Origin of the sequence: Cellulomonas sp. McL0617, from assembly GCF_049994875.1 — a bacterium.
Lineage (GTDB): Bacteria > Actinomycetota > Actinomycetes > Actinomycetales > Cellulomonadaceae > Cellulomonas.
The window spans coordinates 476,431-500,737 of the sequence record NZ_CP188256.1 but is presented as its reverse complement, the minus strand read 5'-3'; the positions used below and the strand labels follow the sequence as shown (position 1 = coordinate 500,737).

At 72.6% G+C, this 24,307-nt stretch carries 22 protein-coding genes and 1 riboswitch; of the genes, 7 read left to right on the top strand and 15 right to left on the bottom strand.

Going from position 1 to position 24,307, the window contains the following annotated elements:
• The 4 genes from ACPPVS_RS02345 to ACPPVS_RS02330 form a co-directional block, all read right to left on the bottom strand.
• Window positions 1-939, bottom strand: a complete 939-nt coding sequence (locus tag ACPPVS_RS02345) for a universal stress protein (protein WP_426594365.1) — start codon at window positions 937-939, stop codon at window positions 1-3.
• Between the two features lie 43 nt (window positions 940-982).
• The gene (locus ACPPVS_RS02340; RefSeq protein WP_426595864.1) at window positions 983-1,444 is read right to left on the bottom strand and encodes an HNH endonuclease; all 462 of its coding nucleotides are present in this window, start codon (window positions 1,442-1,444) and stop codon (window positions 983-985) included.
• Between the two features lie 354 nt (window positions 1,445-1,798).
• Complete coding sequence (locus tag ACPPVS_RS02335; RefSeq protein WP_426594363.1) at window positions 1,799-2,491, bottom strand: C40 family peptidase; 693 nt, start codon at window positions 2,489-2,491, stop codon at window positions 1,799-1,801.
• 74 nt (window positions 2,492-2,565) lie between these two features.
• A riboswitch (cyclic di-AMP (ydaO/yuaA leader) is annotated at window positions 2,566-2,732 on the bottom strand.
• A gap of 359 nt (window positions 2,733-3,091) precedes the next feature.
• On the bottom strand, window positions 3,092-3,796 hold the full coding sequence (locus ACPPVS_RS02330; RefSeq protein WP_426594362.1) for an iron dependent repressor, metal binding and dimerization domain protein: 705 nt from the start codon (window positions 3,794-3,796) through the stop codon (window positions 3,092-3,094).
• A gap of 92 nt (window positions 3,797-3,888) precedes the next feature.
• Between ACPPVS_RS02330 and serC the strand changes: the two genes are divergently transcribed.
• Window positions 3,889-5,037, top strand: a complete 1,149-nt coding sequence (serC, locus tag ACPPVS_RS02325) for a phosphoserine transaminase (RefSeq protein ID WP_426594361.1) — start codon at window positions 3,889-3,891, stop codon at window positions 5,035-5,037.
• A 64-nt stretch (window positions 5,038-5,101) separates the two neighbouring features.
• Here the strand turns inward: serC and ACPPVS_RS02320 are convergent, their stop codons facing one another.
• From ACPPVS_RS02320 to ACPPVS_RS02300, 5 genes are all read right to left on the bottom strand, one after another.
• On the bottom strand, window positions 5,102-5,833 hold the full coding sequence (locus tag ACPPVS_RS02320; protein ID WP_426594360.1) for a peptidase: 732 nt from the start codon (window positions 5,831-5,833) through the stop codon (window positions 5,102-5,104).
• Window positions 5,834-5,988: 155 nt separating this feature from the next.
• Window positions 5,989-7,812: a DUF4012 domain-containing protein gene (locus ACPPVS_RS02315; protein WP_426594359.1), complete on the bottom strand. Its 1,824-nt coding sequence runs from the start codon at window positions 7,810-7,812 to the stop codon at window positions 5,989-5,991.
• 87 nt (window positions 7,813-7,899) lie between these two features.
• The gene (locus tag ACPPVS_RS02310) at window positions 7,900-9,216 is read right to left on the bottom strand and encodes an MFS transporter (RefSeq protein WP_426594358.1); all 1,317 of its coding nucleotides are present in this window, start codon (window positions 9,214-9,216) and stop codon (window positions 7,900-7,902) included.
• Window positions 9,213-9,638 (bottom strand): MarR family winged helix-turn-helix transcriptional regulator, encoded by a 426-nt coding sequence (locus ACPPVS_RS02305; protein WP_426594357.1) that lies wholly within the window; start codon window positions 9,636-9,638, stop codon window positions 9,213-9,215. Before ACPPVS_RS02305 ends, ACPPVS_RS02310 begins: the two co-directional genes overlap by 4 nt.
• Before the next feature lie 139 nt (window positions 9,639-9,777).
• Entirely contained in the window at window positions 9,778-11,103 is a 1,326-nt protein-coding gene (locus ACPPVS_RS02300) for a UDP-glucose dehydrogenase family protein (RefSeq protein ID WP_426594356.1), read from the bottom strand.
• A gap of 116 nt (window positions 11,104-11,219) precedes the next feature.
• Here ACPPVS_RS02300 and ACPPVS_RS02295 point away from each other — a divergent pair, with 116 nt between their 5' ends.
• On the top strand, window positions 11,220-11,651 hold the full coding sequence (locus tag ACPPVS_RS02295) for a VanZ family protein (RefSeq protein ID WP_426594354.1): 432 nt from the start codon (window positions 11,220-11,222) through the stop codon (window positions 11,649-11,651).
• Window positions 11,652-11,714: 63 nt separating this feature from the next.
• A complete protein-coding gene (locus tag ACPPVS_RS02290) occupies window positions 11,715-12,332 on the top strand; it encodes a low molecular weight phosphatase family protein (protein ID WP_426594353.1) in 618 nt (205 codons plus the stop codon).
• A gap of 37 nt (window positions 12,333-12,369) precedes the next feature.
• On the opposite strand, the gene ACPPVS_RS02285 is transcribed toward ACPPVS_RS02290, so the two are convergent.
• The 3 genes from ACPPVS_RS02285 to fliS all read right to left on the bottom strand — a co-directional run bounded on the left by ACPPVS_RS02285 (window position 12,370) and on the right by fliS (window position 15,043).
• On the bottom strand, window positions 12,370-13,833 hold the full coding sequence (locus ACPPVS_RS02285) for an NCS2 family permease (protein WP_426594352.1): 1,464 nt from the start codon (window positions 13,831-13,833) through the stop codon (window positions 12,370-12,372).
• 113 nt (window positions 13,834-13,946) lie between these two features.
• Window positions 13,947-14,429, bottom strand: coding sequence for a glutathione peroxidase (locus tag ACPPVS_RS02280; RefSeq protein WP_426594351.1), 483 nt, complete (start codon window positions 14,427-14,429; stop codon window positions 13,947-13,949).
• A gap of 173 nt (window positions 14,430-14,602) precedes the next feature.
• Window positions 14,603-15,043 (bottom strand): flagellar export chaperone FliS, encoded by a 441-nt coding sequence (gene fliS, locus ACPPVS_RS02275; RefSeq protein WP_426594350.1) that lies wholly within the window; start codon window positions 15,041-15,043, stop codon window positions 14,603-14,605.
• A 391-nt stretch (window positions 15,044-15,434) separates the two neighbouring features.
• Between fliS and ACPPVS_RS02270 the strand changes: the two genes are divergently transcribed.
• Window positions 15,435-15,707 (top strand): DUF2530 domain-containing protein, encoded by a 273-nt coding sequence (locus tag ACPPVS_RS02270; RefSeq protein WP_426594349.1) that lies wholly within the window; start codon window positions 15,435-15,437, stop codon window positions 15,705-15,707.
• Between the two features lie 167 nt (window positions 15,708-15,874).
• Here the strand turns inward: ACPPVS_RS02270 and ACPPVS_RS02265 are convergent, their stop codons facing one another.
• The 3 genes from ACPPVS_RS02265 to ACPPVS_RS02255 are packed head-to-tail and all read right to left on the bottom strand — an operon-like array spanning window position 15,875 to window position 20,735.
• A complete protein-coding gene (locus tag ACPPVS_RS02265; protein ID WP_426594348.1) occupies window positions 15,875-19,216 on the bottom strand; it encodes a sacsin N-terminal ATP-binding-like domain-containing protein in 3,342 nt (1,113 codons plus the stop codon).
• On the bottom strand, window positions 19,213-20,349 hold the full coding sequence (locus ACPPVS_RS02260; protein WP_426594347.1) for a DUF3027 domain-containing protein: 1,137 nt from the start codon (window positions 20,347-20,349) through the stop codon (window positions 19,213-19,215). The genes ACPPVS_RS02265 and ACPPVS_RS02260 overlap by 4 nt, the downstream gene beginning before the upstream one ends.
• 2 nt (window positions 20,350-20,351) lie before the next feature.
• Complete coding sequence (locus ACPPVS_RS02255; protein WP_028050704.1) at window positions 20,352-20,735, bottom strand: cold-shock protein; 384 nt, start codon at window positions 20,733-20,735, stop codon at window positions 20,352-20,354.
• Window positions 20,736-20,949: 214 nt separating this feature from the next.
• Here ACPPVS_RS02255 and ACPPVS_RS02250 point away from each other — a divergent pair, with 214 nt between their 5' ends.
• The 3 genes from ACPPVS_RS02250 (at window position 20,950) to ACPPVS_RS02240 (ending at window position 24,304) form a co-directional block, all read left to right on the top strand.
• Window positions 20,950-21,306 carry a TraR/DksA family transcriptional regulator gene (locus ACPPVS_RS02250; RefSeq protein ID WP_426594346.1) on the top strand — a complete coding sequence of 119 codons (357 nt, stop codon included), beginning with the start codon at window positions 20,950-20,952 and terminating at the stop codon, window positions 21,304-21,306.
• A 238-nt stretch (window positions 21,307-21,544) separates the two neighbouring features.
• The gene (locus tag ACPPVS_RS02245; RefSeq protein ID WP_426594345.1) at window positions 21,545-23,005 is read left to right on the top strand and encodes a DUF222 domain-containing protein; all 1,461 of its coding nucleotides are present in this window, start codon (window positions 21,545-21,547) and stop codon (window positions 23,003-23,005) included.
• Between the two features lie 120 nt (window positions 23,006-23,125).
• Window positions 23,126-24,304, top strand: coding sequence for an epoxide hydrolase family protein (locus tag ACPPVS_RS02240; RefSeq protein WP_426594344.1), 1,179 nt, complete (start codon window positions 23,126-23,128; stop codon window positions 24,302-24,304).
• Window positions 24,305-24,307 lie beyond the last annotated feature (3 nt).

Here is a 24,307-nt window from a genome sequence, read left to right as displayed (position 1 = left end):
TCAGCTCGCCACGACGGCGTCCGGCGCGCAGCGGTTGGTGACCACCATGACCGGGCAGTCGGCGTGGTGCAGGACCGCCTGGCTCGTCGAGCCGAGCAGCAGGCCCGCGAACCCGCCTCGGCCCCTGGACCCCACCACGATCAGGTCGGTCGCGACGGAGAACTCGGTGAGCAGCTCGGCGCCCGTGCCGTCGAGGGCGTGCCGCTTGACCGTCACACCCGGGTGGTCCGCCAGGGCCCGGTCGACGACGACGTGCAGGCCCTCGGTCACGTCGCGCAGCACCTGCTCGCGGTCCACCGCGGCCGGCAGCCACGACAGCACGCCGGTCATCGCGCCCACCGGGACGCCGGCGACGGCCGTCAGCTCGGCGCCCCAGACCTCCGCCTCGGCGATCGCGTACCGCAGCGCGTACTCGGCGGCCGGCGAGCCGTCGACGCCGACGACGATGCGGCGGAGCGGCCGGACGGGCGGGATCGGGACGTCGTCGGGCAGCGGCTTGCCGCCCTGCCGCAGCGGGACGACGACGGTCGGGCAGTACGCGTGCGCGGGCAGTGCCGACGACACCGTGCCCAGCAGCCGGTCGGCGAACCCGCCGCGACCCCGCGTGCCCACGACTACCGCGCGGACCGTGTGCGACATCTCGATCAGGACGCTCGTGGCGTCACCGGTCACCACGTTGGCGGCGACGGGCACGCCGCGTCCCGAGACCCGCGCGGTCGCCTCGGCGAGGACCGCACGAGCACCCTGCTGGATGGTGGAGTCGTCGAGCGCGGCGTACCCACCGTCCAGGGACGCAGCGGTGAACGACGGCAACGAGTAGCTGCACACCACGCGCAGGCCCCAGCCGTGGGTCGCGGCCTGCGCACCCGCCCAGTCCAGCGCGTGCAGGCTCGCCGACGACCCGTCGACCCCCACGAGGACCACGTCGTCCCTCGTCATGACCGGGCCTCCTCGGGCTCGTCAGGCCACTGCCACACGACGCTCAGGCAACGACGTACTGCGACCAGAGCGGCTCCGTGCGGACCGAGGTGGTCCCGAACGCCACCGACCAGCGCGGCGCCCGCGGGACGAAAGGGAGCTCCCACCCGATCTCGTGGAGGAGCCGGTCGGCCTTCCGGTGGTTGCACCGGACGCAGGCCGCGACGACGTTGGTCCACTCGTGCCGCCCGCCGCGGGACCGCGGGTTCACGTGGTCGACGGTGTCCGCTCCCCCGCCGCAGTAGGCGCACCGATGGTTGTCGCGCTGCAGCACCGTGCGGCGCGTGGGCGGCACGGGCCGTCGCACCGGGACGTGCACGTAGCGCGTGAGGCACAGGACGACCGGCAGGGGGACGGCGACGTGCTCGGAGTGCAGCAGCCTGCCGTCCGACTCCAGCACCGTGGCCTTGCCGGTCATGACGAGCACCACGGCGCGGCGCAGGCTCACGATGCACAACGGTTCCATGCTCGCGTTCAGGAGCAGCGTGCGGGCTGCCGAGCCGGGCGCCGCAGCACCGGCGGGGGCGTCCGCTCCCCCGGTCGTCTCGGCGGTCAGTGCAGGGGCGTTCACGAGCACGGCGTTCTCCCGACCTCGGGCGGTCGGACCGGCTGGCTGCCGGCCCGGCGAAGCGAAGCAACAGCGTGATGCACGGCCAGACTACGCGCCGGGGCTCGGGCTTCGGGGTACGACGGCATCGTGCGCATGGCGCCGGATATCGCGCCGGCCCCGCGCCGGACATCGCGCCGGCCCCCGCGCCGGACAGGGCGAAGGCCCGACGACAGCGATGTCGTCGGGGCTCCGTCGAGCGGGCGGCTGAGGTCAGCCGATCCGGATGAAGACGGGTGCGCTCTGCCAGATGGCGCGGAACTGGATCGTCTTGCCCGGGCGGGGCGAGTCGATCTGCGAGTCGCCACCGGCGTACAGGGCCACGTGACCGGGGCTCCAGATGATGTCGCCCGGCCGGGCGTCGGCGCGGGAGATGATCGTGCCCGCCGCCTTGATGCCGCCCGAGGTGCGCGGCAGGCTCACGCCGAGCTGCGCGTAGACGTAGCCGACGAAGCCCGAGCAGTCGAAGCCGGCGGGAGTGGTGCCACCGGAGACGTACGGCGTGCCGACGTACTTCGCGGCGATCTCGAGGACGGCATTGCCGGCGACGGCCTGGGGGACGGCGAACGCGGCGACCGCGGGCTTCGCGACGGCGGCGGCACGCGCAGCGCTGCGCGAGGCGGCCTTGGCCTTGGCGGGAGTGGGGGGCGGCGGGGGCGTCTCGGCCGTGACAGCCGGGATGTCGACCGTCCAGGTGGCGTCGGCGGGAGAGGTGACGACCGGCGCACTGTCGAGCACGGCGCGCGCCGAGGCGGTCAGTGCTGCGGTGTCGACGGCGGGCAGCGAGCCTGCGTCACCGGCTGTGGCCGACGCGGGCGAGCTGAGCATCGAGACGACGAGTCCCGACGACGCTGCCACGACGGCCGTTCGGCGACCGACGGTGCCGATCTGACCGGTGGCTGCCAAAGCTAGCTCGGTCAGTGGCGTCGAGGGACGCCGCGCCGCACGGTGGCGGGCGCGAGTAGTGCTCACGGTCACGCTGTGCCTCTCCTGAGGCCTACGAGGTCAGCTGTCGGGTTCGGGTGGGAGAACACCCGGCCACGTCCCCGGCTGGGCCGGTTCAGCGACTTCACCCCAAGGACACCGAACTTCCGGTGCCCGCAATTGGGTCCCCCGCCCCTGCCGGCGGTTTGTGCGAACCTCTAAGCGGCGGCAGGGTTAGGCACTCCGCTCGAAGGGCTTCCTCAGAGGAGGGTTCTGGAGAAGCAGGACGAACGTACATGACGGTCGCTGCGATTGTCACGTTCCGGTCACGAGAATCTTCCCTTGTGTTGGACGGACGTCCTGCATCGCGCGGTACAACCCTCACGATGACCTGCAACGACGCAGGTGAGCGCCTGTTTCGCCCCGCCGGAAGACGTCACCCGTGGCGTCGACGAACATCACGGTCGAATCGGTCGGGTGCTCGGGTGGCGCGACGGACACAGGAGCGGCCAGCGCAGCACCCGCCCAGCACACACGCAGCACCCAGCGGCGCCCCGCTCGCGACGGACCCCTGAGGACCGCTCAGCGCAGCCCGACGAAGATGTGCCGGGCGACGTCCTCGGGCAGGTCGAGCAGGATGTCGGACCCGCCGGTGGACACCGTCACGACGCCGTCGGAACGCTCGATCGAGATCTCGCTGCGCGGCTGCACGCCGGCCTCGGCCAGTCGCGTCAACAGCTCGACGTCCACCTGCAACGGCTCGGCGATGCGCGCGACGACGGCCCGTTCGACCCCGTCGGCCCCGACCTCGCCCTCGAAGCCCACGAGCGACGTCACGCCGTCCAGGAAGCCCTCGTGGGTGGTCTCCTCGCCGATCTCGCCCAGTCCCGGGATCGGGTTGCCATAAGGGTCGAAGTGCGGGTGGCCGAGCAGCTCGGCGAGCCGGATCTCGACGCGCTCGCTCATCACGTGCTCCCAGCGGCAGGCCTCCTCGTGCACGTACGGCCACTCGAGGCCGATCACGTCGGTCAGGAGCCGTTCCGCCAGCCGGTGCTTGCGCATGACCCGCACGGCCTTGGCCGCGCCCGCGCCGGTGAGCTCGAGGTGCCGGTCGCCGCTCACCACGACCAGGCCGTCACGCTCCATGCGCGCCACCGTCTGCGAGACGGTCGGCCCCGAGTGCCCGAGCCGCTCGGCGATGCGGGCCCGCAACGGGGTGATGCCTTCCTCGGTGAGCTCATAGATCGTCTTGAGGTACATCTCCGTCGTGTCGATCAGGTCGCTCACTGCTGCAGCCTCCAACGTCGCGTCACCGTGCTGCAGCACAGGCTAGTTGGTCCAGCCGACACTGCGGGGCCCCGACCGCCTATCCTCGCCTCGTGCCCGACGACCACGCCGCTGCCGCATCAGCGATCACCATCCCCGCTCACCTGCTGCCCGCCGACGGCCGCTTCGGCTCCGGACCGTCCAAGGTCCGCGCCGCGCAGCTCGAGGCGTTGGTCGGCTCCTCCGCGGCGCTCATGGGGACGTCGCACCGGCAGGCGCCCGTACGTGCCCTGGTCGGTCGCGTGCGCGCCGGCCTGGCCGCACTGCTCGACCTGCCCGCCGACTACGAGATCGTGCTCGGCAACGGCGGCTCGTCGGCGTTCTGGGACGTCGCCACCCTGTGCCTCGTCGACGACGTCGCGGCGTTCGGGACGTTCGGTGAGTTCGGTGCCAAGTTCGCGGCGGCGGCCGCTCGAGCACCCTTCCTCGCGGAACCCGTGGTGAGCGCCGTCCCGCCGGGCGAGGTGTCCGTGCCGGCGTTCGTCGACGGCGCCGACACCTACGCGTGGCCGCACAACGAGACCTCGACCGGCGTGGTCGCGCCCGTGCGACGCGTGCCCGGCTCGCGGGAGCAGGGTGCGCTGGTGCTCGTCGACGGCACGTCCGCGGCCGGTGGCCTGCCGGTCGACGTCGGCCAGACCGACGTCTACTACTTCGCGCCGCAGAAGTCGTTCGCCTCGGACGGCGGGCTCTGGATCGCGGCCGCCTCGCCCGCGGCGATCGACCGGGCCGCGCGCATCGAGTCGGGGGAGCGCTGGGTGCCGGAGTTCTTGTCGTTCACGACCGCTCTCGCCAACTCGCGCCTCGACCAGACCCTGAACACGCCGGCCATCGCGACGCTGGTGCTCCTGGCCGAGCAGCTGGACTGGATCCTCGGGAACGGCGGCCTGCCGTGGGCTGCCGAGCGGACCGCGACCTCGGCGGGGCACCTGTACGGGTGGGCCGAGGCGCGCGACTGGGCCACCCCGTTCGTCGCCGATCCCTCGATCCGGTCGAACGTCGTCGGCACGATCGACCTCGCCGCGTCGATCGAGGCGCCGACGGTGGCCAAGATCCTGCGTGCGCACGGCGTGGTCGACGTCGAGCCCTACCGCAAGCTCGGTCGCAACCAGCTGCGCGTCGCGATGTACCCCGCCGTGGACCCGGACGACGTCCTGGCGCTCACGGCGTGCATCGACCACGTGGTCGACCAGCTGCTCTGAGCCCGGACGACGACGCCCGCCCCTGCGGACAGGGGCGGGCGTCAGGCTGTGCAGCGCGAGCGGGTCAGGCGTCCTGGCCCTTGCGCCGGCGAGCGATCGCGACGAGCGTGACGGCTGCTCCACCGATCACGACGAACCCGAGCGCAGCGAACAGCAGCGGGGCGTCGTTGCTACCGGTGGCGGACAGCACGGCGGCGGTCGGGTCGTGGTGCACGTTCGACACGGGGGTGACGTCGCCCTCGGCGAGCACCTCGGTCGTCGGCGGGTTGGTCGCGCAGGTCGGGCTGGACGGCGGGTAGGCGACGGTGACCGTGGCCTCCGGGTTGACCTGGAACAGGACCTTCACGTCGGGCCGCACCCAGTCGAACTCGTCACCCTGGACCCAGGAACCGTCGGCCAGCTGGCGCCAGCCCGGCCAGTCCGCTCCGCGACCGTCCGGACCGACCACGGCTCCGGGCCACAGCACCGTTCCGGACAGCGGCTGGTCCGCGTAGACCACGTTGGGGCCGTTCGGGTTCAGGAACGTGATCTTGACCACCGTGTTCGGCGAACCGACGGCCTGGATGTCGTACTTGAGCTTGGGCACGTCCTTGTCGCAGATCGGCGTGATGACGTGCACCGCGAGCTGGCACGCCAACGGGGCGCCGTAGGCGTCGACCGCCCCGAGGCACCCGTACGGCGAGACCGTCGCCGCCTGGGTGGGGGCCACATCGGTCGCCGAGGACGGCACCGCGCAGACGACGGCGACGAAGATGGCGAGGAACGCGGCGACCGCGCCCCTGACGAGCCTGACCATGGTTTCGCCCCTGTCGGCTGGCAAATCGGACAATTCGGTTCCCATCATTCACTGCGCAGATCGGTATACACAGGGGCGAAACGGGTGATTTCGGACTTCCAACGGGTGACGTTCGTCTCTGCCTCGCGCCGCGCGGGTCGTCCAGGGGAAGCCGCTCAGCCGCAGGTCGCGACGACCTTGCCGGGCGACGTGATCGTCGGCGTGGTCCACACCGAGACGGTCCCGTCGCGCACCGGTACCTGGAACCGGTAGGTCTCGTGCGCACCCGGGGCCAGCCAGGAGGTCACCACCTGCGCGTTGCGTCCCGCGATGGTCGCCGGTTCCCCGAAGACGTACCCGTCGTCCTTCCGCACGGCGTCGAGCGGGGCCCCGACCGGGGAGTAGGCCGTGACGTTCGTGGCGAGCCAGCCGACCGGCAGGGCCGTACCGGACCAGCCGGTCACGTACTTCGGGAACGTGCCGACGTCTGCGGGCGGGGCGTAGTCGAGGTCCAGCCGGACCGTCGCCGTGGGCGTCGGGCCCGTGCACACGAGGTCCTCGACGGTCACCTTGGACGTCAGGTAGTAGTCGAGCTTGCCCGCGGTGCCGTCGTTGAGGAAGACACCGGCGGCGTCCGGGAACGGTCCGGTGAGGAACGCGGCACCGACGCTCGTCGCGGCCAGCCTCGCCTGCTCCGGCGGATGGGCCGACCAGACCCGCAGCCGGTCCTCGGAGCCCGCGCGGGTGAGCGCGTCGACGACGTCGCGCGAGCTCCCCTGGCCGCCGCCGACGGCCCGGAAGATCGTGGCGGCGACGCTGGTGTAGAAAGCGTCGCCGGCCGCCCCGTCGTCGCCGACCTTCAGGTAGGTGTCCCGCAGCAGCACCTGCAGCACGTTCGAGGCGTCGATGGTCGACCCGTCCGGCAGCGCGACCGGGCCCGTCGCGCCGAGCAGGTAGGACACCGCCACCGGGTCCGTCGCGATGACGCCGTCCACGTGCTGGCCCATGTCGCGCTCCCAGCGCGCGGCGAGCAGCTGCGCGCTGCGCGGGAAGTCCGGGGTCAGCACCGCGTCCTGCACCCATCGGCCCAGTCGGGGGGTGTCCACCTGCAGCTCCTCGGGCGTAAGGGGCAGGATCGGCTCGGCGATGCCGGGCAGGTCCGCGGTGGTCGCCTGGGAGACGAGGTCGACGGCGCCGTCGTTCGCCTGCAGGACCGCGAACGCCCCGACGATGCCGCCGGCACTGCGCAGCTCGGCCGAGTTGAGCGAGACCAGCAGGTACGTGCGCGGGCCGTCCGCGCCGAGCATGCTCGGCATGAGCGTCGCCATCTGCGCGCCGACGTCGAGGGAGTCGACGACCTGACCGAAGTCGCCCTGCAGCTGCGACACCGGAGCGGCGAGCTGAGGCACGAGCCGGGCGGTGTCGAGCGCGCCGATCGCGTCCTGTGCCCGGTGGGCGGCGGAGGCGGCGTCGACGATGTCGGGGGCCGCGGCCACCAACGGCGCCAGGTCGATGCGACCGTCCGTTCCCGGGGCCTCCTGCGCGTGCAGCACAGCGTCGATCTGTCCTACGGCCGGCAGAGCGTCGTGGGCCAGGTCGGCCAGCGAGACCGACACCACCCGCACGGCGTGCAGCTGCGGTCCGATGCCCGGTACGTGCTCGGCGAGCCGCCATACCGGGTCGCTGGTGGCGCTGCTGGCTGTGCCGAGCTGGGCCTGGACCTCCGGCAGTCGCGCCTTGATCGCTTCCGTGTTTCCGTCGCGGACGTCGGTCTGCACCTGCTGGACCACGTCCTTCGCGGCGAACAGCGCCCTGCCCGCCTGATAGCCCCGGAAGGCGACCCAGCAGCCGGCGAGGAGGACCACGCCGAGGAGCGCCGCGATGCTCAGCAGGACGCGCCGCGTGCGCCGGCCGTGCCGGTGCCGGTCGGTCGCAGGCGGCGGACCGTCGTCGGGCGCGACGACCACGGGTACCTGCGGCTCGTCGACATCGGCACTCACCACCCGATCCTGACATGTCGGACATTCCGGTCGGGCACGCGCGGGGCCGGTTCACCCGCGCGCCGCGGGTGAACCCGGGCCGGACTCTCAGGCTGCCGCCTGCTGGTCCGCGGCCTCCTGCGCGCCGAGACGTGCGGCGGCGTCGGCGCGGGGGCTCACGACCTCGAGGTGCGGCCGCGTCCGGACGCTGTAGCGGACACGCACGTCCCATTTCCACCGCGCCCACAGGGCGGCGCCCGTCGCCACGAGCAGCGCGGTGATCGAGCCGATCCCGATCGCCCAGCGCGGCCCGAACGCCTGGCCGATCCAGCCGACGATCGGGGAGCCGATGGGCGTCGCACCGAGGAAGACCATCATGTACAACGCCATCACCCGCCCTCGTACAGCGGGGTCGGTCGTCATCTGGATGGTCGAGTTGGCCGCCGTCATCATCGTCAGGCTGGCCAGGCCCACCGGGATGCACGCCACCACGTACGAGGGGTACGTGGGCATGAGGGCCATGACGCCGGTGGCGATGCCGAACCCGAACGCCGAGCCGATCACCAGCCGCACCCGTGGCCGCTCGCGGCGGGCCGCCAGCAGGGCACCGGTGAGGGAGCCGATCGCCAGCACGGAGCCCAGGATGCCGTACTCCCCCGCACCTCTGTCGAACACGGTGCGGGCCATCATGGCGCTGGTCAGCTGGAAGTTCAGGCCGAACGTGGACACGACGCCGACGACCACCATGATCACGAGGATGTCGCTACGCCCGCGCACGTACGCGATGCCCTCGCGCAGCTGGCCCTTGGCGCGCACCACCGTCGGCATGGGCCGCAGGTCCGCGGTGCGCATCGCCGTGAGCGCGAAGATCGTCGCCGCGAACGTCGCCGCGTTGATGAGGAACACCCAGCCGGTGCCCACCGCCGCGATCAGCAGACCGGCCACGCCCGGGCCGATCAGCCGGGCCGCGTTGAACGAAGCGCTGTTCAGGCCGACCGCGTTGGACAGCTTGGCCGGCGGGACGAGCTCGGCGACGAACGTCTGCCGGACCGGCCCGTCGATCGCCGTGACGCAGCCGAGCGTCAGGGCGAACAGGTACACCTGCCAGAGATGCGCGTCCCCGGACATCACGAGCAGGCCGAGGCCGGCGGCGAGGACGCCCTGCGCGAACTGGGTGGCCATCAGCAGCTTGCGGCGGTCCACCCGGTCCGCGAGCAGCCCGGCCCACGGCGACAGGACGAGCACCGGGGCGAACTGCAGCGCCGTCGTGATGCCGACCGCGACGCCCGACTCGTCGGAGAGCTGCGTGAGCACGAGCCAGTCCTGCGCGACCCGCTGCATCCAGGTACCGATGTTCGCCACCAGCGCCCCGGCGAACCAGAGACGGTAGTTGCGGAACTGCAGCGAGGAGAACGTGGGACTCATGCCTGGGCGATCCTCCGCAGGAGCTCGGTGGCGTCGGTCAGGACCTGGCGCTCGTGGGGTGTCATGGCGTCGAGCTGGCCGGCCAGCCACGTGTTGCGGCGGCGGCGGGTCTCCTCGACCTCTGCCGTACCGCTCTCGGTCAGCGTGACCACGACCTGGCGGCCGTCGGTCGGGTGCGGCGCCTTCGAGACCAGGCCGAGGTCGGTCAGACAGTTGACGGTGCGCGTCATCGACGGCGGCTGGACGCGCTCCAGCTCGGCCAGCTGGCCGGGGGTGAGCGGACCCTTCTTGTTCAGCCAGAGCAGGACCGTGTACTGCGGGTCGGCCAGGCCGGCGCCACCGCGTTCGGCCCGGATCCGGCGCGACGCCTGACCGATGGCGATGCGCAGGTCGCCGGTCGGGTCGGGCGTGGTCGAAGGCATGGTCGTTAGCATACGTCATTACCTTGCGTAACGAAAATCGTAGACGACCAGCCTCTGTTCGGCCGGACGGTTCGTCGCGACGAACCGTGCGCGCGAGTCTCGTCGCGACGAATCCGTCGCCCGGGTCGCGACGGGGTCGTCAGGGGCGGCCGAGGGCCCGGTACGTCCAGCCGGCCGCGCGCCACTGCGCGGGCGCGAGCACGTTGCGCCCGTCGAGCATGCGCCGGTGGGCCACCACCTGGCCGAGCTCGTGCGGGTCGAGCGCGCGGTACTCCGCCCACTCGGTGGCGAGCAGGACGACATCCGCCCCTGCTGCGGCCTCCAGCGCGGTGTCGGCGAAGTGCAGGTCGGGCCACTTGGCGCGTGCGTTGGCGATGGCCTGCGGGTCCGTCACGGTGACGTGGGCACCCTGCAGCTGCATCTGGGCGGCCACGGACAACGCCGGGGAGTCGCGGACATCGTCGGAGTCGGGCTTGAACGCAGCCCCGAGGACCGCGATGCGGCGGCCGACGATCGAGCCGTGGCACACCTCGCGGGCCAGGTCCACCACCCGCACCCGTCGACGCATGTTGATCGAGTCGACCTCGCGCAGGAACCCGAGGGCGTCGCTGACGCCGAGCTCTCCGGCCCGGGCCATGAACGCGCGGATGTCCTTGGGCAGGCAACCGCCGCCGAAGCCCAGGCCCGCGTTCAGGAACCGGCGTCCGATGCGGTCGTCGTAGCCGATCGCGTCGGCCAGGCGCGTGACGTCGGCCCCGGTCGACTCGCAGAGCTCCGCCATCGCGTTGATGAACGAGATCTTGGTCGCCAGGAACGAGTTGGCGGCCACCTTGACCAGCTGCGCCGTCGCGTAGTCCGTCACGACGAGCGGGGTGTCCTCCGCCAGAGGGGCCGCGTACACCTCGTCGAGCACGGCCTGCGCCTTGACGCCCTCGAGCGTCGGCTCGCCATCGCCGTTCGTCGGCAAGCCGTAGACCAGGCGGTCGGGGTGCAGCGTGTCCTGGACCGCGAACCCCTCGCGCAGGAACTCCGGGTTCCAGACGAGGACCGCGCCCGTGTCGGCCAGGACCTCCGCGATCGCCTCGGCGGTGCCGACCGGGACGGTCGACTTGCCCGCGACGACGTCGCCCGCCCGTAGGTGCGGGCGCAGGGCCTCGACCGCGGCGTTGACGTAGGTCAGGTCCGCGCGGAACTCGCCGTGCACCTGCGGGGTGCCGACACAGATGAAGTGGACGTCGGCGCCGGCCGCGTCGGCGATGTCCGTGCTGAACGACAGCCGTCCGGTCGCGCTCGCCTGCGTGAGCAGCTCGGGCAGCCCCGGCTCGTAGAACGGTGCGCGCCCCTCGCGCAGCGCGTCGATCTTGTGCGCGTCGACGTCGATGCCGACGACGTCATGACCCAGTTGCGCCATGCTCGCGGCGTGCACGGCCCCGAGGTAGCCGCAGCCGATGACGGAAAGTCGCACGAATTGCCCCTTTGTGGTGGATTCCGACGAATGTACCTGGACGGTCGCAGACCTCGTCGGGTGATCCTCTCCCGACGCCGCCGGACGGGTGAACGCGTCCTGTTACGGTCCCTGACGTGCTCCAGCCTCCCACCCGGCGTCGTGTCGTCGCCGCTCTGGTGGTCTACCTGGCGCTCGTCGCGCGGCTGACCCTCTGGCCCGCACCCGCTCCGTCCAGCACGTTCGACCTGGTCCGATCCGTCCTCGCCTGGTTGTCCCGGACGGGCATCCCGCTCACCTACGCGGGGCTCGAGGCCGGGGCGAACGTGGTCATGTTCGTACCGTTCGGCGTGCTCGTCGGCCTGCTCGTGCGGCGCTGGTGGCTCGTCGTGCTGCTCGGGTTCGGCCTGTCCGCCGCGATCGAGCTGGCGCAGCTCTTCTTTCTGCCGACGAGGGTCGCCACCGTGCAGGACGTCGTCGTCAACACCCTCGGGGCGGCGCTCGGCGTGCTCGGACTGCACCTGGTGAGGTGGCGGATGGCTCGGCGGCGCGTCCCCTCCACCGGCTGATCTTTGCCACTCGATCGGGTCAGAGGGCGTGGCAGCGGACCGCTGACCAGGAATGATGGCCGCATGAACCCCACCGACGAGGCTGCGCCGCTGCGCGTCCTCGTGGTGTGCACAGGCAACGTCTGCCGGTCCCCCGCCGTCGAGCGCCTGCTGTCCACTCGGCTCGGCGCGGCGTTCCAGGGGCGTCCGGCGGTGGGGTCGCTGATGCCGGCGATCGAGATCGGCTCGGCCGGCACGGGCGCTCTGGTGGGACGGTCGATGACTCGCGCGATGGCCGAGCTCGTCGAGGAGCACGGCGCCGACCCGTCCGGTTTCGCCAGCCGTCAGCTCGAGGCGTCGATGGTCCGGTCCGCCGGCCTCGTCCTGGCGATGACGCGCAGGCACCGGTCGGCGATCGTCGAGCTCGTGCCTGGAGCGGTCGGTCACACCTTCACCCTGCGCGAGCTCGCCCGGCTCGCGGCCGACGTCGACCCGGCCGCACTCCCCGGCGCCAACGCCACGACCGCCGACCGGCTGCGCGCCCTGGTCCCCCTGGCCGAGCGCCGGCGCGGTCTGCCGTCCTCTCGGCCCGCTGACGACGACGTCGTCGATCCCTTCCGCGGCGACACGGCGCTGTACCAGCGCTCGTTCGACCAGCTCCTTCCCGCCGTCGAGTCCCTGACGTCGCTGGTGCGTCGGTAGCCGAGGCGCGGGGACGCCGCACCGGGGGGGCGTCGGGCTAGATGCCCAGCCAGGTCTTGATCGGGCCCAGGAGGAAGTAGACGACGAACAACGCCGACGTGATCCACATGAACGCGTGGATCTCGCGGAACTTGCCGACGGCCAGCTTGAGGACCACGAACATGATGACGCCCGCGCCGATGCCGACCGTGATCGAGTAGGTGAAGGGCATCAGGACGATGGTGAGGAACGCCGGGATGGCCACCTCGTAGTTGCGCCAGTTGATGCCGCTGATCTGCGTGACCATGAGGAAGCCGACGACGACGAGCGCGGGGGTCGCAGCCTCGAAGGGGACCAGCTCCACCAGGGGCGACAGGAACGTGGCCAGCAGGAACGCCAGACCCGTGACCACGGAGGCGAGGCCGGTCCGGGCACCGTCGCCGACGCCCGACGCGGACTCGATGTACGCGGTGTTCGACGAGACGCTGCCCGCACCGCCGGCGGCCGCGGCGATCGAGTCGACGACGAGGATGCGCGTCGCGTTCGGCGGCGTACCGGTCTTGTCGAGCAGGCCGGCCTCGCCGCCGACGGCGACCATGGTGCCCATCGTGTCGAAGAAGTCGGCGAGCACGAGCGAGAAGACGAGCAGGATCACGGCGACGACGCCGATGGACCTGATGCCGCCGAAGAGCGAGAACTGGCCGACCAACGAGAAGTCGGGCGTCGCGACGATCCCGCCGGACGGCCAGTGCGGGATGGCGAGCGACCAGCCGCCGGGGTTGTCGGCGGACTTGGAGCCGAGGTCGCCGACCACCTCGACGATCAGGGCGAGGACCGTGGCGGACAGGATGGCGATCAGGATGGCGCCGTTGACCTTGCGCACCATGAGGATGACGGCGATGAACAGACCGACGACGAACACGAGCAGCGGCCAGCTGCCGAGCGAGCCGCCAATGCCGAGCTCGACCGGGGTGGCCTGGCTGGCGGGGATGCGCACGAAGCCGGAGTCGACCAGGCCGATGAAGGCGATGAACAGACCGATGCCGACGCTGATGGCGGTCTTGAGCTCCATGGGGACCGCACGGAACACGGCCTGACGCAGACCGGTGGCCACCAGCAGCAGGATGACCAGGCCCTCGATGACGACGATGCCCATGGCGTCCTGCCACGACATCCCCGGCAGGGCGGCGATCGAGTAGGCGACGACCGCGTTCAGACCGAGCCCCGCGGCGAGGGCGAGCGGGAAGTTGGCGACGACGCCCATGAGGATCGACATGATCCCGGCGACCAGTGCGGTGGTCGCCGCGACGGCCGCGAGGTTCGGGGTGCTGCCGCCGCCGAGGAACTGCCCGTCGCCGGACTTCACGGTGCCGATGATCAGCGGGTTCAGGACGATGATGTAGCTCATCGTGAAGAACGTGACCAGGCCGCCGCGGATCTCCGTGGCGACGGTCGAGCCGCGCTCCGAGATCTTGAAGTACCGGTCGATCGCGCTGGTCGAGCGCTCGGTGGTCATCGTCATGGGCGGCAGTGTGCCAGAGCCCGCGGCCTCAGAAGAACTGCTGCGGTCAGACATTCCCTTGGGTGTCGGCAGCGAGGCCCGGGCTCGGAGGAGCTGGGCGACGCCGTCGGGAACTACTGCGGCAGCGCGGCGGTGATGACGTCGAGGATCTCGGGTGCGTCCGGCTCGGTCTTCGGGCGGAATCGGTGGACCGAGCCGTCGGGCGTGACGACGAACTTCTCGAAGTTCCACGTGATCCGCCCGGCCTTGCCGGCAGCGTCCGGCGCCTTCGTCAGCTCCTTGTAGAGCGGGTGCTGGGACCGACCGTTGACCTTGGTCTTGGCGAACATGGGGAACGTCACGCCCCAGGTGGTCGAGCAGTACTCCGCGATGGCGTCCTCGGAGCCGAGCTCCTGCAGGAACTGGTTGCTGGGGAAGCCCAGAACCGTGAACCCACGGTCGCCATAGGTCTTCTGCAGCTGCTCGAGCTTCTCGTACTGCGGCGCCAGGCCGCACCGCGAGGCGACGTTGACGACGAGCTTGACCTTGTCGGCGTAGGCGCCGAACGTCGTGGGTTCGCCGTGCAAGGTCGTGAGCGGGATCTCGTCAAGACGCATGCCCCGGTCAACCTTGCCCGGCCCCGATACATTCCCGGCACGCCGGTCCGCCGAGCGCGCTCTGGAGTCGAACGGGACGGTGCCTGGCGGCGACCGCGGCCACGTCGCACGCGGAGGTCAGGCGCGCGCCCCGCACGACGTCGTGGCGAGCTCGGTCGTCATGTGGTGCGGCCTCAGCCGACGCCGAGCAGCCGGGCGCTCATCACGGACTCACGGGTGGGCGTGACGGCGGCGACGCCTGCGGCCGGAGCGGCCTGGTCGACCGCCTCGTGCCAGGCCTCGGCGAGCGGGAGGATCAGGCCCCGGCAGGCGATCGTCCGATCCACGTCCCCCGTCACGCCCGCCTCGATGAGCGCGGTCAACAGGTGGCGGTAGATCGACATGAGCTGCGGGCCACCGTCCCACGCGCCCTCCTGCATGCTCACCATCAGCTCGGCGACGATCTCCTGCGCGTGCGCCAGGTGCTGGGTGCCGTCGACCCGCCGGCCAGCCTGGAAGGAGATGACCGCGCGGTCCACGTCGAGCAGCATGCGCTCGTACCGCATCGTGAGCAGGCGTGCGGGACCGACCACGGCGACGGCGGCGACCGCGTACTGCGAGCGGACGCTGTGCATGACGGGTGCCTTTCGGTCGGAGCAGACGAACTCAGTACGGATAGCAATGCACGCCCGTGGAAGGCCCGTTCCCGGGTGTGCCCGCCGACGATCACGCGCGACGTCGCGGCGGGTGCTAGCGGGACGACCGAACGTCGACTTCCGCGCGATGATCGTGGATCACTCACCGGGGAAGCGCTTGCTCGGCCGAGTCACAGTCTATGTCACCGCCGATGGGCAGGAGTGACAGAGGCCGCCATCCCCGATTGGTCCCTGTCCCGGAGTGACGACGTCGACCGCGTCATTGCAACCGGCTTCGAGCACACGCCTCCCTTCAGGCGGTGCCGAGGTCCCTGTCCTGAGCGCGGTCCGGGCGGGCTACCCTCGTTCGGTGCCGTCGTCACGCTCGTCGATGTTGAACCCCCGCCGTACGCCGCCGCCGCCCGTGCCGGTGAACTTCGCCCGGGTCATGCGCGTCGGCACGCTCGCGTGGGCCGTCGCACTCGTCGTCACCGTCGTGCTCGCGGCCACCGGGTCGATCGACTGGACCGCGGCGTGGGTCTGCGGGGTCGGCATCGTGCTGGGGCTCCTGGGCGCGCGGTGGGCCCGTCGCCACCCGCCGACCGTGCCAACCTCAGACGCCGCCGCGCAGACCTCCACGGCTCCCGAGACCGCCGCCGAGTAGTCGGGGCTCGCAGGGGCGTTCGGGCGCAGGGCGACCAGTCGATCGTCGCGGGGCCCGCTCTGGCGTCGACCGTCGGGCGCGGGGCTCGGTCGGGAGTCGTTGCCGCTGAGGGTCGCGGAAGTGGCGTCAGTCCTCCTCCAGGCCGCGTCCAGGGGGCGACGTCGGCGTCAGTCCTCGAGGGCCGCGTCCAGGGCGAGGTCGGCGGCACGCTCCGGCGCGACGAGCACCGCCTCGACCGCGCTGCGCGCCCACCAGCGACCCGCTGCCTGCGCGAGCCCGGCCGCCAGACCCGCGACGTGCACGGTGCGGACCACGGCGTCCGGGCCGGACCCGGTCACCCACCACTCGACCGGCGCGCCGTCGACGACGAGCTCGTCGTGCTCGACCCAGGTCACCGGCGCGCCCGGCAGGACCGCGGCCACCCCGGCGGGCACAGGCGTCTCGATCCCCTCCTCGGGCCGGTCGACCTGACCCGCGGCGAGGTCGGCGACCGTGGCGACGTCGAGCAGCCGCGCCAGGGCATCGGCGCGTGCCGGGGTCGACGGCACCATCGCGGCGACGTCAGTGCGCTGCCACCACATCGGCTGGTCGGCGACGGCCGCGTCGTCGGCGTGCACCATCGCCACGCGGCCGGCCGCGACGATCGCCGGGAGCCGTTCGGCGACCTCCCCGAGACGGGCGCCACCGCCCGACTCCTCGACGCGGACCGCGGTCGCGGAGATCCCGCGCCACAGCGCGACCGCGACCGCGGGGTCGACGGCCGTCCCCGCCGGGCCGAGCGCGTCCAGGAGGCGGGCCCACGCCTGCGGGCCGAGGTCGTCGAGACCGGCGATTCCGCCGAGCGCCACCTGGACGGCGCGGTCGAGACCACGCAGCAGCTCCGGTGCCGGCGGCAGCACGCCGCGCAGCGCGACGCCGGTGGAGGCGCGCTCCGTGGGGCGCGAGAACGGGTCGCTCGAGAACGGGTCGTCGCGTGAGAGCGCGTCGGCGGAGAACGGGTCGCTCGGGATCGTGCGCGCCTCGTCGGCGGCGAAGATCCCGCCCAGCTCGTCGGGTCCACGCTCGCGCAACCACCAGGCCGTGTACGACGGTGCGGTCGACCCACGTTCCCCGCGGACGCGCTCCAGCAGCGCGCGTCGCAGCTCCGGCTCGCCGGCCAGCCGCGCCAGCAGCTCGGGCCAGCGGTCGGGGTCGACGGCGTCGAGGTCTGCCACCGCCACCGCGTCACCCACGTAGTCACCGGCTCCCAGGGTGGCCGACAGGTGCTCGAGGTACTCGGGCCAGCCGTCCAGGGCCTGCGCGGCCAGGCTCGCGTCGTCGGTGCCGTCCGGGTCGACGGCCGCGGGCTCGGCGACCACGTCGGCCAGCCGGACCAGGGCCAGGTCGTCACGGACGCCGACGGCGACGAGCGTCGACGCGCCCCACCGCTCGACCACGTCGAGGGCGACCGGCGCGAGCACCCGCGGGTCGAGCAGCGCCGCGGCTGCACCACCCGGCAGGACGAGGCCGTGCGCGGGGGTGGGCTCGCCGTCCGCGGCCGCGAGCGTCACCAGGCCCAACCACGGTGCGGCGTCGGCCAGGGCGCCCGCCGGGCGAGGGCGCGAGTCAGCCGCGCCCGTCGTCACGGCATCGGGCGTGGAATGCCGCACGACCGCTCGCACGACCGCGAGCACGGCGTCGGTGACCTCGTCGGCGAGCTCGAGGTCGTCGTCGTCGGCCTGCTCGAGGACGGCCGCCCGGAGTGCGGGGTGTCGCAGCAGACCCTGGGCGTCGGGAGCGTCGGCACCGAGCCGGGCCAGCAGGGGGTGCGCGGCCCGCGGGTCCACGACGCGCAGGCCCCAACGCCCCAGCTCGCGCAGCGCCTCCGTCCCGACGGCGTCGGCGACGTCGGCGTCGAGCACGACGAGGCCCCGCGCGCCGCGCACCACCCGACCGTCGGCGAGCGGCACCGGCAGCGCGCCCATCGCCTCGCGGTCGCGCGGGTCGTCCGCGAGCGGGGCCAGGGCGTCGTACAGGGGCGCCCAGCTGTCGTCCGGGACCGCGGGCAGCTCCTCGACGACGTCCGCGAGCCCGCGGACCTCGACGCCCAGCACGCGCGCCTGTGCCTCCCAACCGGCCGGCACCAGGACCAGCCCTGCGATCCGGTGGCCGAGTGCCTCGACCGCCCGAACCTGGTGGCCGGCCGGCCCCGCGAGCATCACCGCGCGACCGGGCGCGAGGAGCGCGCGGTCGACGGTCGGGCCGTCGACGCGCGCGCCGTTCACATCGGTGCCGTTCGTGACCGTGCCGTTCGCCTCCGGGCCGTCCTCGCCGCTGCCGGTCGCGTCTCCCGACGTCGACGCGCGCACGAGCAGAGGGGTGCGCGCGAGCCGGTCCACGATCCGCTCACGCAGCGCGCCGTCGAGGGCACCGGCCGCGAGCCCCATCGGAACGAGCCCGAGAGCGTCGTCCGTAGAGCCCGCCAGGGCTCGCTCGTGCGCGAGCCGCGCGTACGCGTCGGCGGCGTGGTCGAGGACGGCGTCGGTGAGCCGCCCGGCCGCCACGTGCCGGCGGGTGGGGTCGAGGGGCAGGGTCACGACGAGGAGCGCAGGGACGGTGCAGGGTTCGTCGGTCGGGGTGGGGGCATGCACCACCCGGAGCCAGTCGGCCTGGTGGCGAGGTACCGCCCACGTCACGCGCCAGGTGCGGGCGGTGCGCTCCTCGACCGGGCGGTCGGCCAGCAGGTCGAGCCCGACCTCACCCTCTGCCGACAGGACCGTCCAGCGATCCTGGACGTCGGCGATCCGTCGGTTGGGCCCCTCGGCGGTGTTGTCCTCGACCAAGATCTCGACCAACCCGGGTAGCGCGAGGAGCAGGGGGTCGCCGACGTCGCGGAGCAGGCCGCGGACCTCGTCGGCGGCGACCTCGTCCCGCAGCTCGAGCACGACCGCGGTGTCGTAGCCGGCGGGCGGGCGACCGGTGGCGGGGAACGGCAGGCGCAGCGCCGGCAGGGATCCGTCGCGCCGGCGGACCTCGTCGTCCAACCCGGCGTTGTCGGCCGACGCCTCGGCGAGCAGACCCGTGGTGTCGCGCGCCGAGAAGCGCACGCCGCCGGTGGTCGACAGCAGGGAAATCTCGTCGGACACGGCCCGGACGGCCGCGAACCCGACCCCGAACCGACCGACCACGTGCGCACCGGCCGGCGAGTCGCCCCGCTTCGACGAGGCCCGCATGGACGACAGCGACGCCACCCCGTCCGCGTCGAGCGGGTCACCGGTGTTGGCCGCGACGAGCACCAGCGTGCCGTCGTCCGAGCGGTCGAGCCGCAGCAGCAACCGCCCCGGGACCTCGGCGCGTGTCGCAGCGTCCGCCGCGTTCTGCGCGAGCTCGACCACTACCCGGTCGCGGTAGTACCCCCGGGCGTGGTCCTCCTCGGTGTTGGCGTCCTCCCGCAGCCGCGCGGGCGAGGCGCGCCACGCCCCCAGCACCGCAGCCCGCAAGGCCGCCGTGCCGAAGGCGTCAGCGGTCACGACTCGGGTGAGGTCGCGCCGTCGATCTCGTCGGCGCCGCCATCAGGCTGGTCCTCGGCCTGGGCTGACGCGTCACCGGCGTCGTCGCCTGTGACATCCGATGCGACGGTCTCGACGACGTCAGCATCCGCGGCCTCCACCGCAGCCTCCGGCTCGGGCACGGCCGTCTCGTCGACATCCACGTGCGCGTCACTGGCCGCCACCGCAGGCTCGGGCTCGTCGACATCGACATCCACGTCACCCGTCGCCACCGCTTCCGCCGGCTCAGGCACGGCGGTCTCGACGACGTCCACGATTGTGTGACCGGACGCCAGCGCGGCCACCGGCTCGGGCACCACGGGCTCGTCGGCGAGCTCAGGCGTCGAGGCCTGGGCCGCGCGGCTCACCGGGGGAACCAGCTCGAGCTTCAGCTCGTCGATGACGGGGTCCGGCGACGGCCACTCGGTCGGCACGGCCTCGGCGTCGGTCTCGGAGTGCGCACCGCAGCCGTGGTCGAGGCTGACCACCATGCCGTCGTCGGGCGACCACTCGTTCGCGCAGACACCGAACACGGTGCCGAGCGAACCCTGCAGCGGAACGAGGAACCCGCAGCCGTGGCAGGCCGCCGCGGAAGACACGGCACCGGCGCTCGTCGGACCGTGCGCGCCTCGGTACCAGCGCTCGGCGGCCTCGTCGCGACCCTGCGGCGACAGCACCCGGACACGGGCGAGCGCGAGCTCGTCGATCGCGACCGAGTCCAGCTCCTGGTCGCCGGACGGCGTCCAGCCCGGCTCGAGGCGGGGGTCATCGGCACGGAACGGCAGCACGTCACCGGGGCCGATGTCGCCCGGCCGGATCCGCTCCGACCAGGGCAACCAGGCCTGGCCGAGCACGGCGTCGGGCCCGGGCAGGAGCTCGGCCTCACAGACCGTCGCGGTGCGTCCGCGCGGGACACGCGCTACGGTGACCGTCCACTCCCAGCCGCGGTAGCCACGGGCGGTCGAGGCGAAACGGTGCGAGATCAGGCGTTCGCCCTCGACGACCAGGCCGAGGTACTCCCCGACGTCAGAGGCGTCCTCGGCGAGCTCGATCGCGACCTCGCGGGCCAGGTCGACGGCCGAGCCGAGGACCGCGTCCTTCGTCGGTGCGGGCATGCTCAGGCCTCGATGTCGTCGGCGACGGCGCGCAGCAGGGTGGCGTACTGGGTGCCGCGGGCCTTCTCGGGGTAGCGGCCACGGCGCAGGTCGTTGCCGATCTTGTCGAGCACCTTGATGAGGTCCTCGATGATGACCGCCATGTCCTCGGCCGGCTTGCGTGCCGCCTTGGCGACGGACGGGACCGGGTCGAGGAGCTTCACGGAGAGGGCCTGCGGGCCTCGACGACCGTCGGCGACACCGAAGTCGACCTTGGCGCCCGGCTTCGGCGCCGTGACACCCTCGGGCAGCGCGGAGGCGTGCAGGAAGACCTCGCCGCCGTCGTCGCTGGCGATGAACCCGAAGCCGCGCTCGGTGTCGAACCACTTGACCTTGCCGGTAGGCACGGTGAACCCCTGTCCTGTGTAAGAGACGTACTGGTCAAGGCTACCGGCCTGCGCACGTTGCGGGCGCCCGGCGCTCGAGCCGCACGGGCATGATCGCGACGAGAATGCTGCGCAGGGTCCCGACGACGGGTGCGTGCCTGATCCATCCGGACTGCGAAGTCGACGCTGGGTCTCGTCGACGAGGGCACCGGTCGCGACGACGAGAGGAGCTGCCGTGGACGCCGACCGCGATCCCGCGGGCGCGCGAGAACGCCTGCTCTCCCTGCGGGCGGCCGCGGCCGAGACCCTCGGCGCCCTCGAGGCGACCCACCGCGCGGTCGTCGACGCATCCCGCGACAGCAACGCCGACGACGAGCACGACCCCGAGGGCGCCACCATCGCCTTCGAACGGGCTCAGGTCGAGGCGCTCGCCAGGGAGACGGCGGACAGGATCACCTCCATCGACGCGGCGGTCGGTCGAATCGACGCCGGGACCTTCGGCATCTGCGTGGTGTGCGGTCAGGCGATCCCCCAGGGTCGGCTCGAGGCACGCCCCACCGCGACGACGTGCGTGGCGTGCGTGACGCCGTAGTCAGGATGCACGGCCTGCAACGACAAACGACGCCCTGTGGGCGAGGCAATTGTTTTGGGGGCTGTGGACGGCTCGACAGTCTGCATTCCGACCGCATTGTTCTGGCACCTGGCCTGCTGCGATGCCACCTACAGATGTGTCGACCGGAATGTCGGTGGTACCTGGAACACTGGTGCACAGGCGAGAACGCTGCCGGAATTCCACGGCATCGTCGGGCATCTTTGGGGGGCGGGGCCAGGTGGCGATCGACGCGACGAAGGGTGCGAGCTCGCCGGCGCCCTCCGGCGCGGTCCTGGACGTCCTCGTCGGGCTCACGTCGTCCGTGGACGCGCTCACCTCGGTGGCAGATCCGGCGGCGGCGGAGCGCATCGCGGGTGCGGAGGCGGCCACGGTGGTCGCCGAGGCGCTGGCCCTCGCCGGTCGCTTGACGGCCATCGCGGCTCGGACCGTCACCGTGGTCGAGGCCGACGGGTGGTGGGCGCTGGACGCCCGCAACCGCTCGATCACGTCGTGGGTCGCCGCCCAGGGTCGGGTCACGCACGGTCAGGCGGCGCGCCCCGTCGGACTGGGTCGGGCGATGCGCGACGACCTGGCCGCCACCGCCGTCGAGGCGGTCGCCGGGACGGTGTCGATCGAGGCTTCGCAGGTGCTCGCGGCGGTGACGACGACGACCGAGGCGCGCCGGGCTGCGCTCACCGCACCCGCCGACGCGTGCGGTGAGGGATTTCTGCTCGAGCACGCCCGGGTGCTTCCCGCCGCGCAGCTGCGCCTTCTCGCCCGTCGATGGGCCGCACAGGCCGACCCGGAAGCCGACGAACGAGGCTACCGGGACGCGACCGACGCCGAGTTCCTGGACCTCGCCGACACGACAGACGGCTGCCACCTCGCGGGCTTCCTCACCAGCGAGCACGGCCACGCGCTGCGCGCGGCCCTCACCGCGCTGACGGACAGGTCGACCGCCGGCGCCGGACAACCGCCGGGACGCAAGCGAGCGACGGCGCTGACGACGATGGTCCGAGCCCTCCTCGACAACGACCTCACCGGCGCGACGGGGACGCACCGGCCGCAGATCAGCGTCGTCACGGACCTGGAGACGTTGACGCGCGCGCTCACCCGGGGCGGCACCGCCGCGGCGATCAACACAGGTCCGGCGACAGGGGCCCATCCGGCGACAGGGGCTGATCCTGGGACGAGCGCCGACGCGACCACCGCCGAGCGTGTAACTGGCGCCGATCCCGGGTCGGGGGTTGCGGCGGATGCGTTCGCTCGACGTCCCGCACCCGTCAGGGACGTGGAGCGGTTCGCGGTGGCCGAGCTCGTGGGTACGGGCCCGATCCCCGATGCGGTGCTCGCGCGCCTCGCCTGCGACTCGACGGTGACCCGCGTCGTCTTCGGACCCGAGTCGCAGGTCCTCAACGTCGGTCGTTCGGAGCGCACCTACACCGGGCACAAGCGCCGGGCGATCATCGCCCGAGACCTGCACTGCCAGGCACCGGACTGCCACGCACCGCCGGCACTCTGCGAGATCCACCACACCGAGCAGTGGGCCCGCGACCACGGGACCACCGGCGTCGCGACCGGTTGCCTGCTGTGCTGGTCCCACCATGCCTGGGTCCACGACCAACGCATCACCGTCCGTCGGGTGGACGGCCGCTGGAGATTCACCGACCGCCACGGCCAGCCCGTAGACACGGGGTGAGCCCGCGGATATCGACGGATGGCACCGGCACAGGAGGCGGATCCGCCTGGCGCGGGGTCACGTCGTCGGGACGGCAGACCACCGGGGTCACGTCGTGCCGCCACGCGTAGCGTGCCTTCCATGGCGGACGTTGCACGACCCGAGCCGTTCACCGTGCCGACCGACGAGGCCGCGATCGACGACCTGCGCCGGCGTCTGCGGGCGACGCGCTGGCCGGACCAGCCGCAGGACGCGGGCTGGTCGGCCGGGACGGACGTGACGTATCTGCGCGAGCTCGTGGCCTACTGGGCGGAGGAGTTCGACTGGACGGCACAGGTGGCCACGCTCTCCCGGCAGCCACACTTCCGCCTCCGGCTCGGCGGCCTCGGGATCCACTACGTCCACGCCCGGGCCGTGGCATCGCCCAGTGCGAGCGACGCCCCGTCGGCCATGCCGCTCCTCCTGAGTCACGGCTGGCCCGACTCCTTCTGGCGCTACTCGAAGGTGGTCCCCCTGCTCACCGACCCGGGAGCGCACGGCGGCGACCCGGCCGACGCGTTCGACGTGGTTGTCCCGGACATGCCGGGGTTCGGATACTCCGACCACCCCACGGATCCGACCCTCGACTCGATCGGCGTCGCCGCCCTGTGGGCTGAGCTCATGGACGTCCTCGGCTACCCGCGGTTCGGAGCCGCGGGAGGCGACATGGGCAGCCACGTGAGCCGGTACCTGGCACTCGACCACGCGGACCGCGTCGTCGCCGTCCACCGGACGGACGCGGGCCTGCCCGCGACGAACCTCGATCCGGCCGATCTCGACCCCGAGGAACGCGACTGGCTCGCTGGCGCGGCTGCCTGGGGAGCGACCGAGGGCGCCTACGCGGCGATTCACCGCACGAAGCCGCAGACGGCCGCCGTCGGGCTGACCGACTCGCCGGCCGGGCTCGCGGCATGGATCGTCGAGAAGCTGCACGGCTGGAGCGACTGCGGGGGCGACATCGAGCGGAGCTTCACCAAGGACGAGATCCTCACCAACGTCACGCTGTACTGGCTCACGGGGACGATCGGGCCGTCGATGCGGATGTACCGCGCGAACGCGGCCATCGCGCCGGCCGAGCTGGCCCGCCGCGTCGAGGTGCCGTCGGGCTTCTCGCTGTTCGCCGGCGACGTCGTCCGGCCGCCTCGGAGATGGCTCGAGCGCACGACGAACCTGGTGCGCTGCACGGAGCCACCCCGCGGCGGGCACTTCGCGGCGTTCGAGGAGCCCGAGCTGTACGCCGAGGAGCTGCGGGCCTTCTTCCGTCCGTTCAGGAGCAGTTGACCC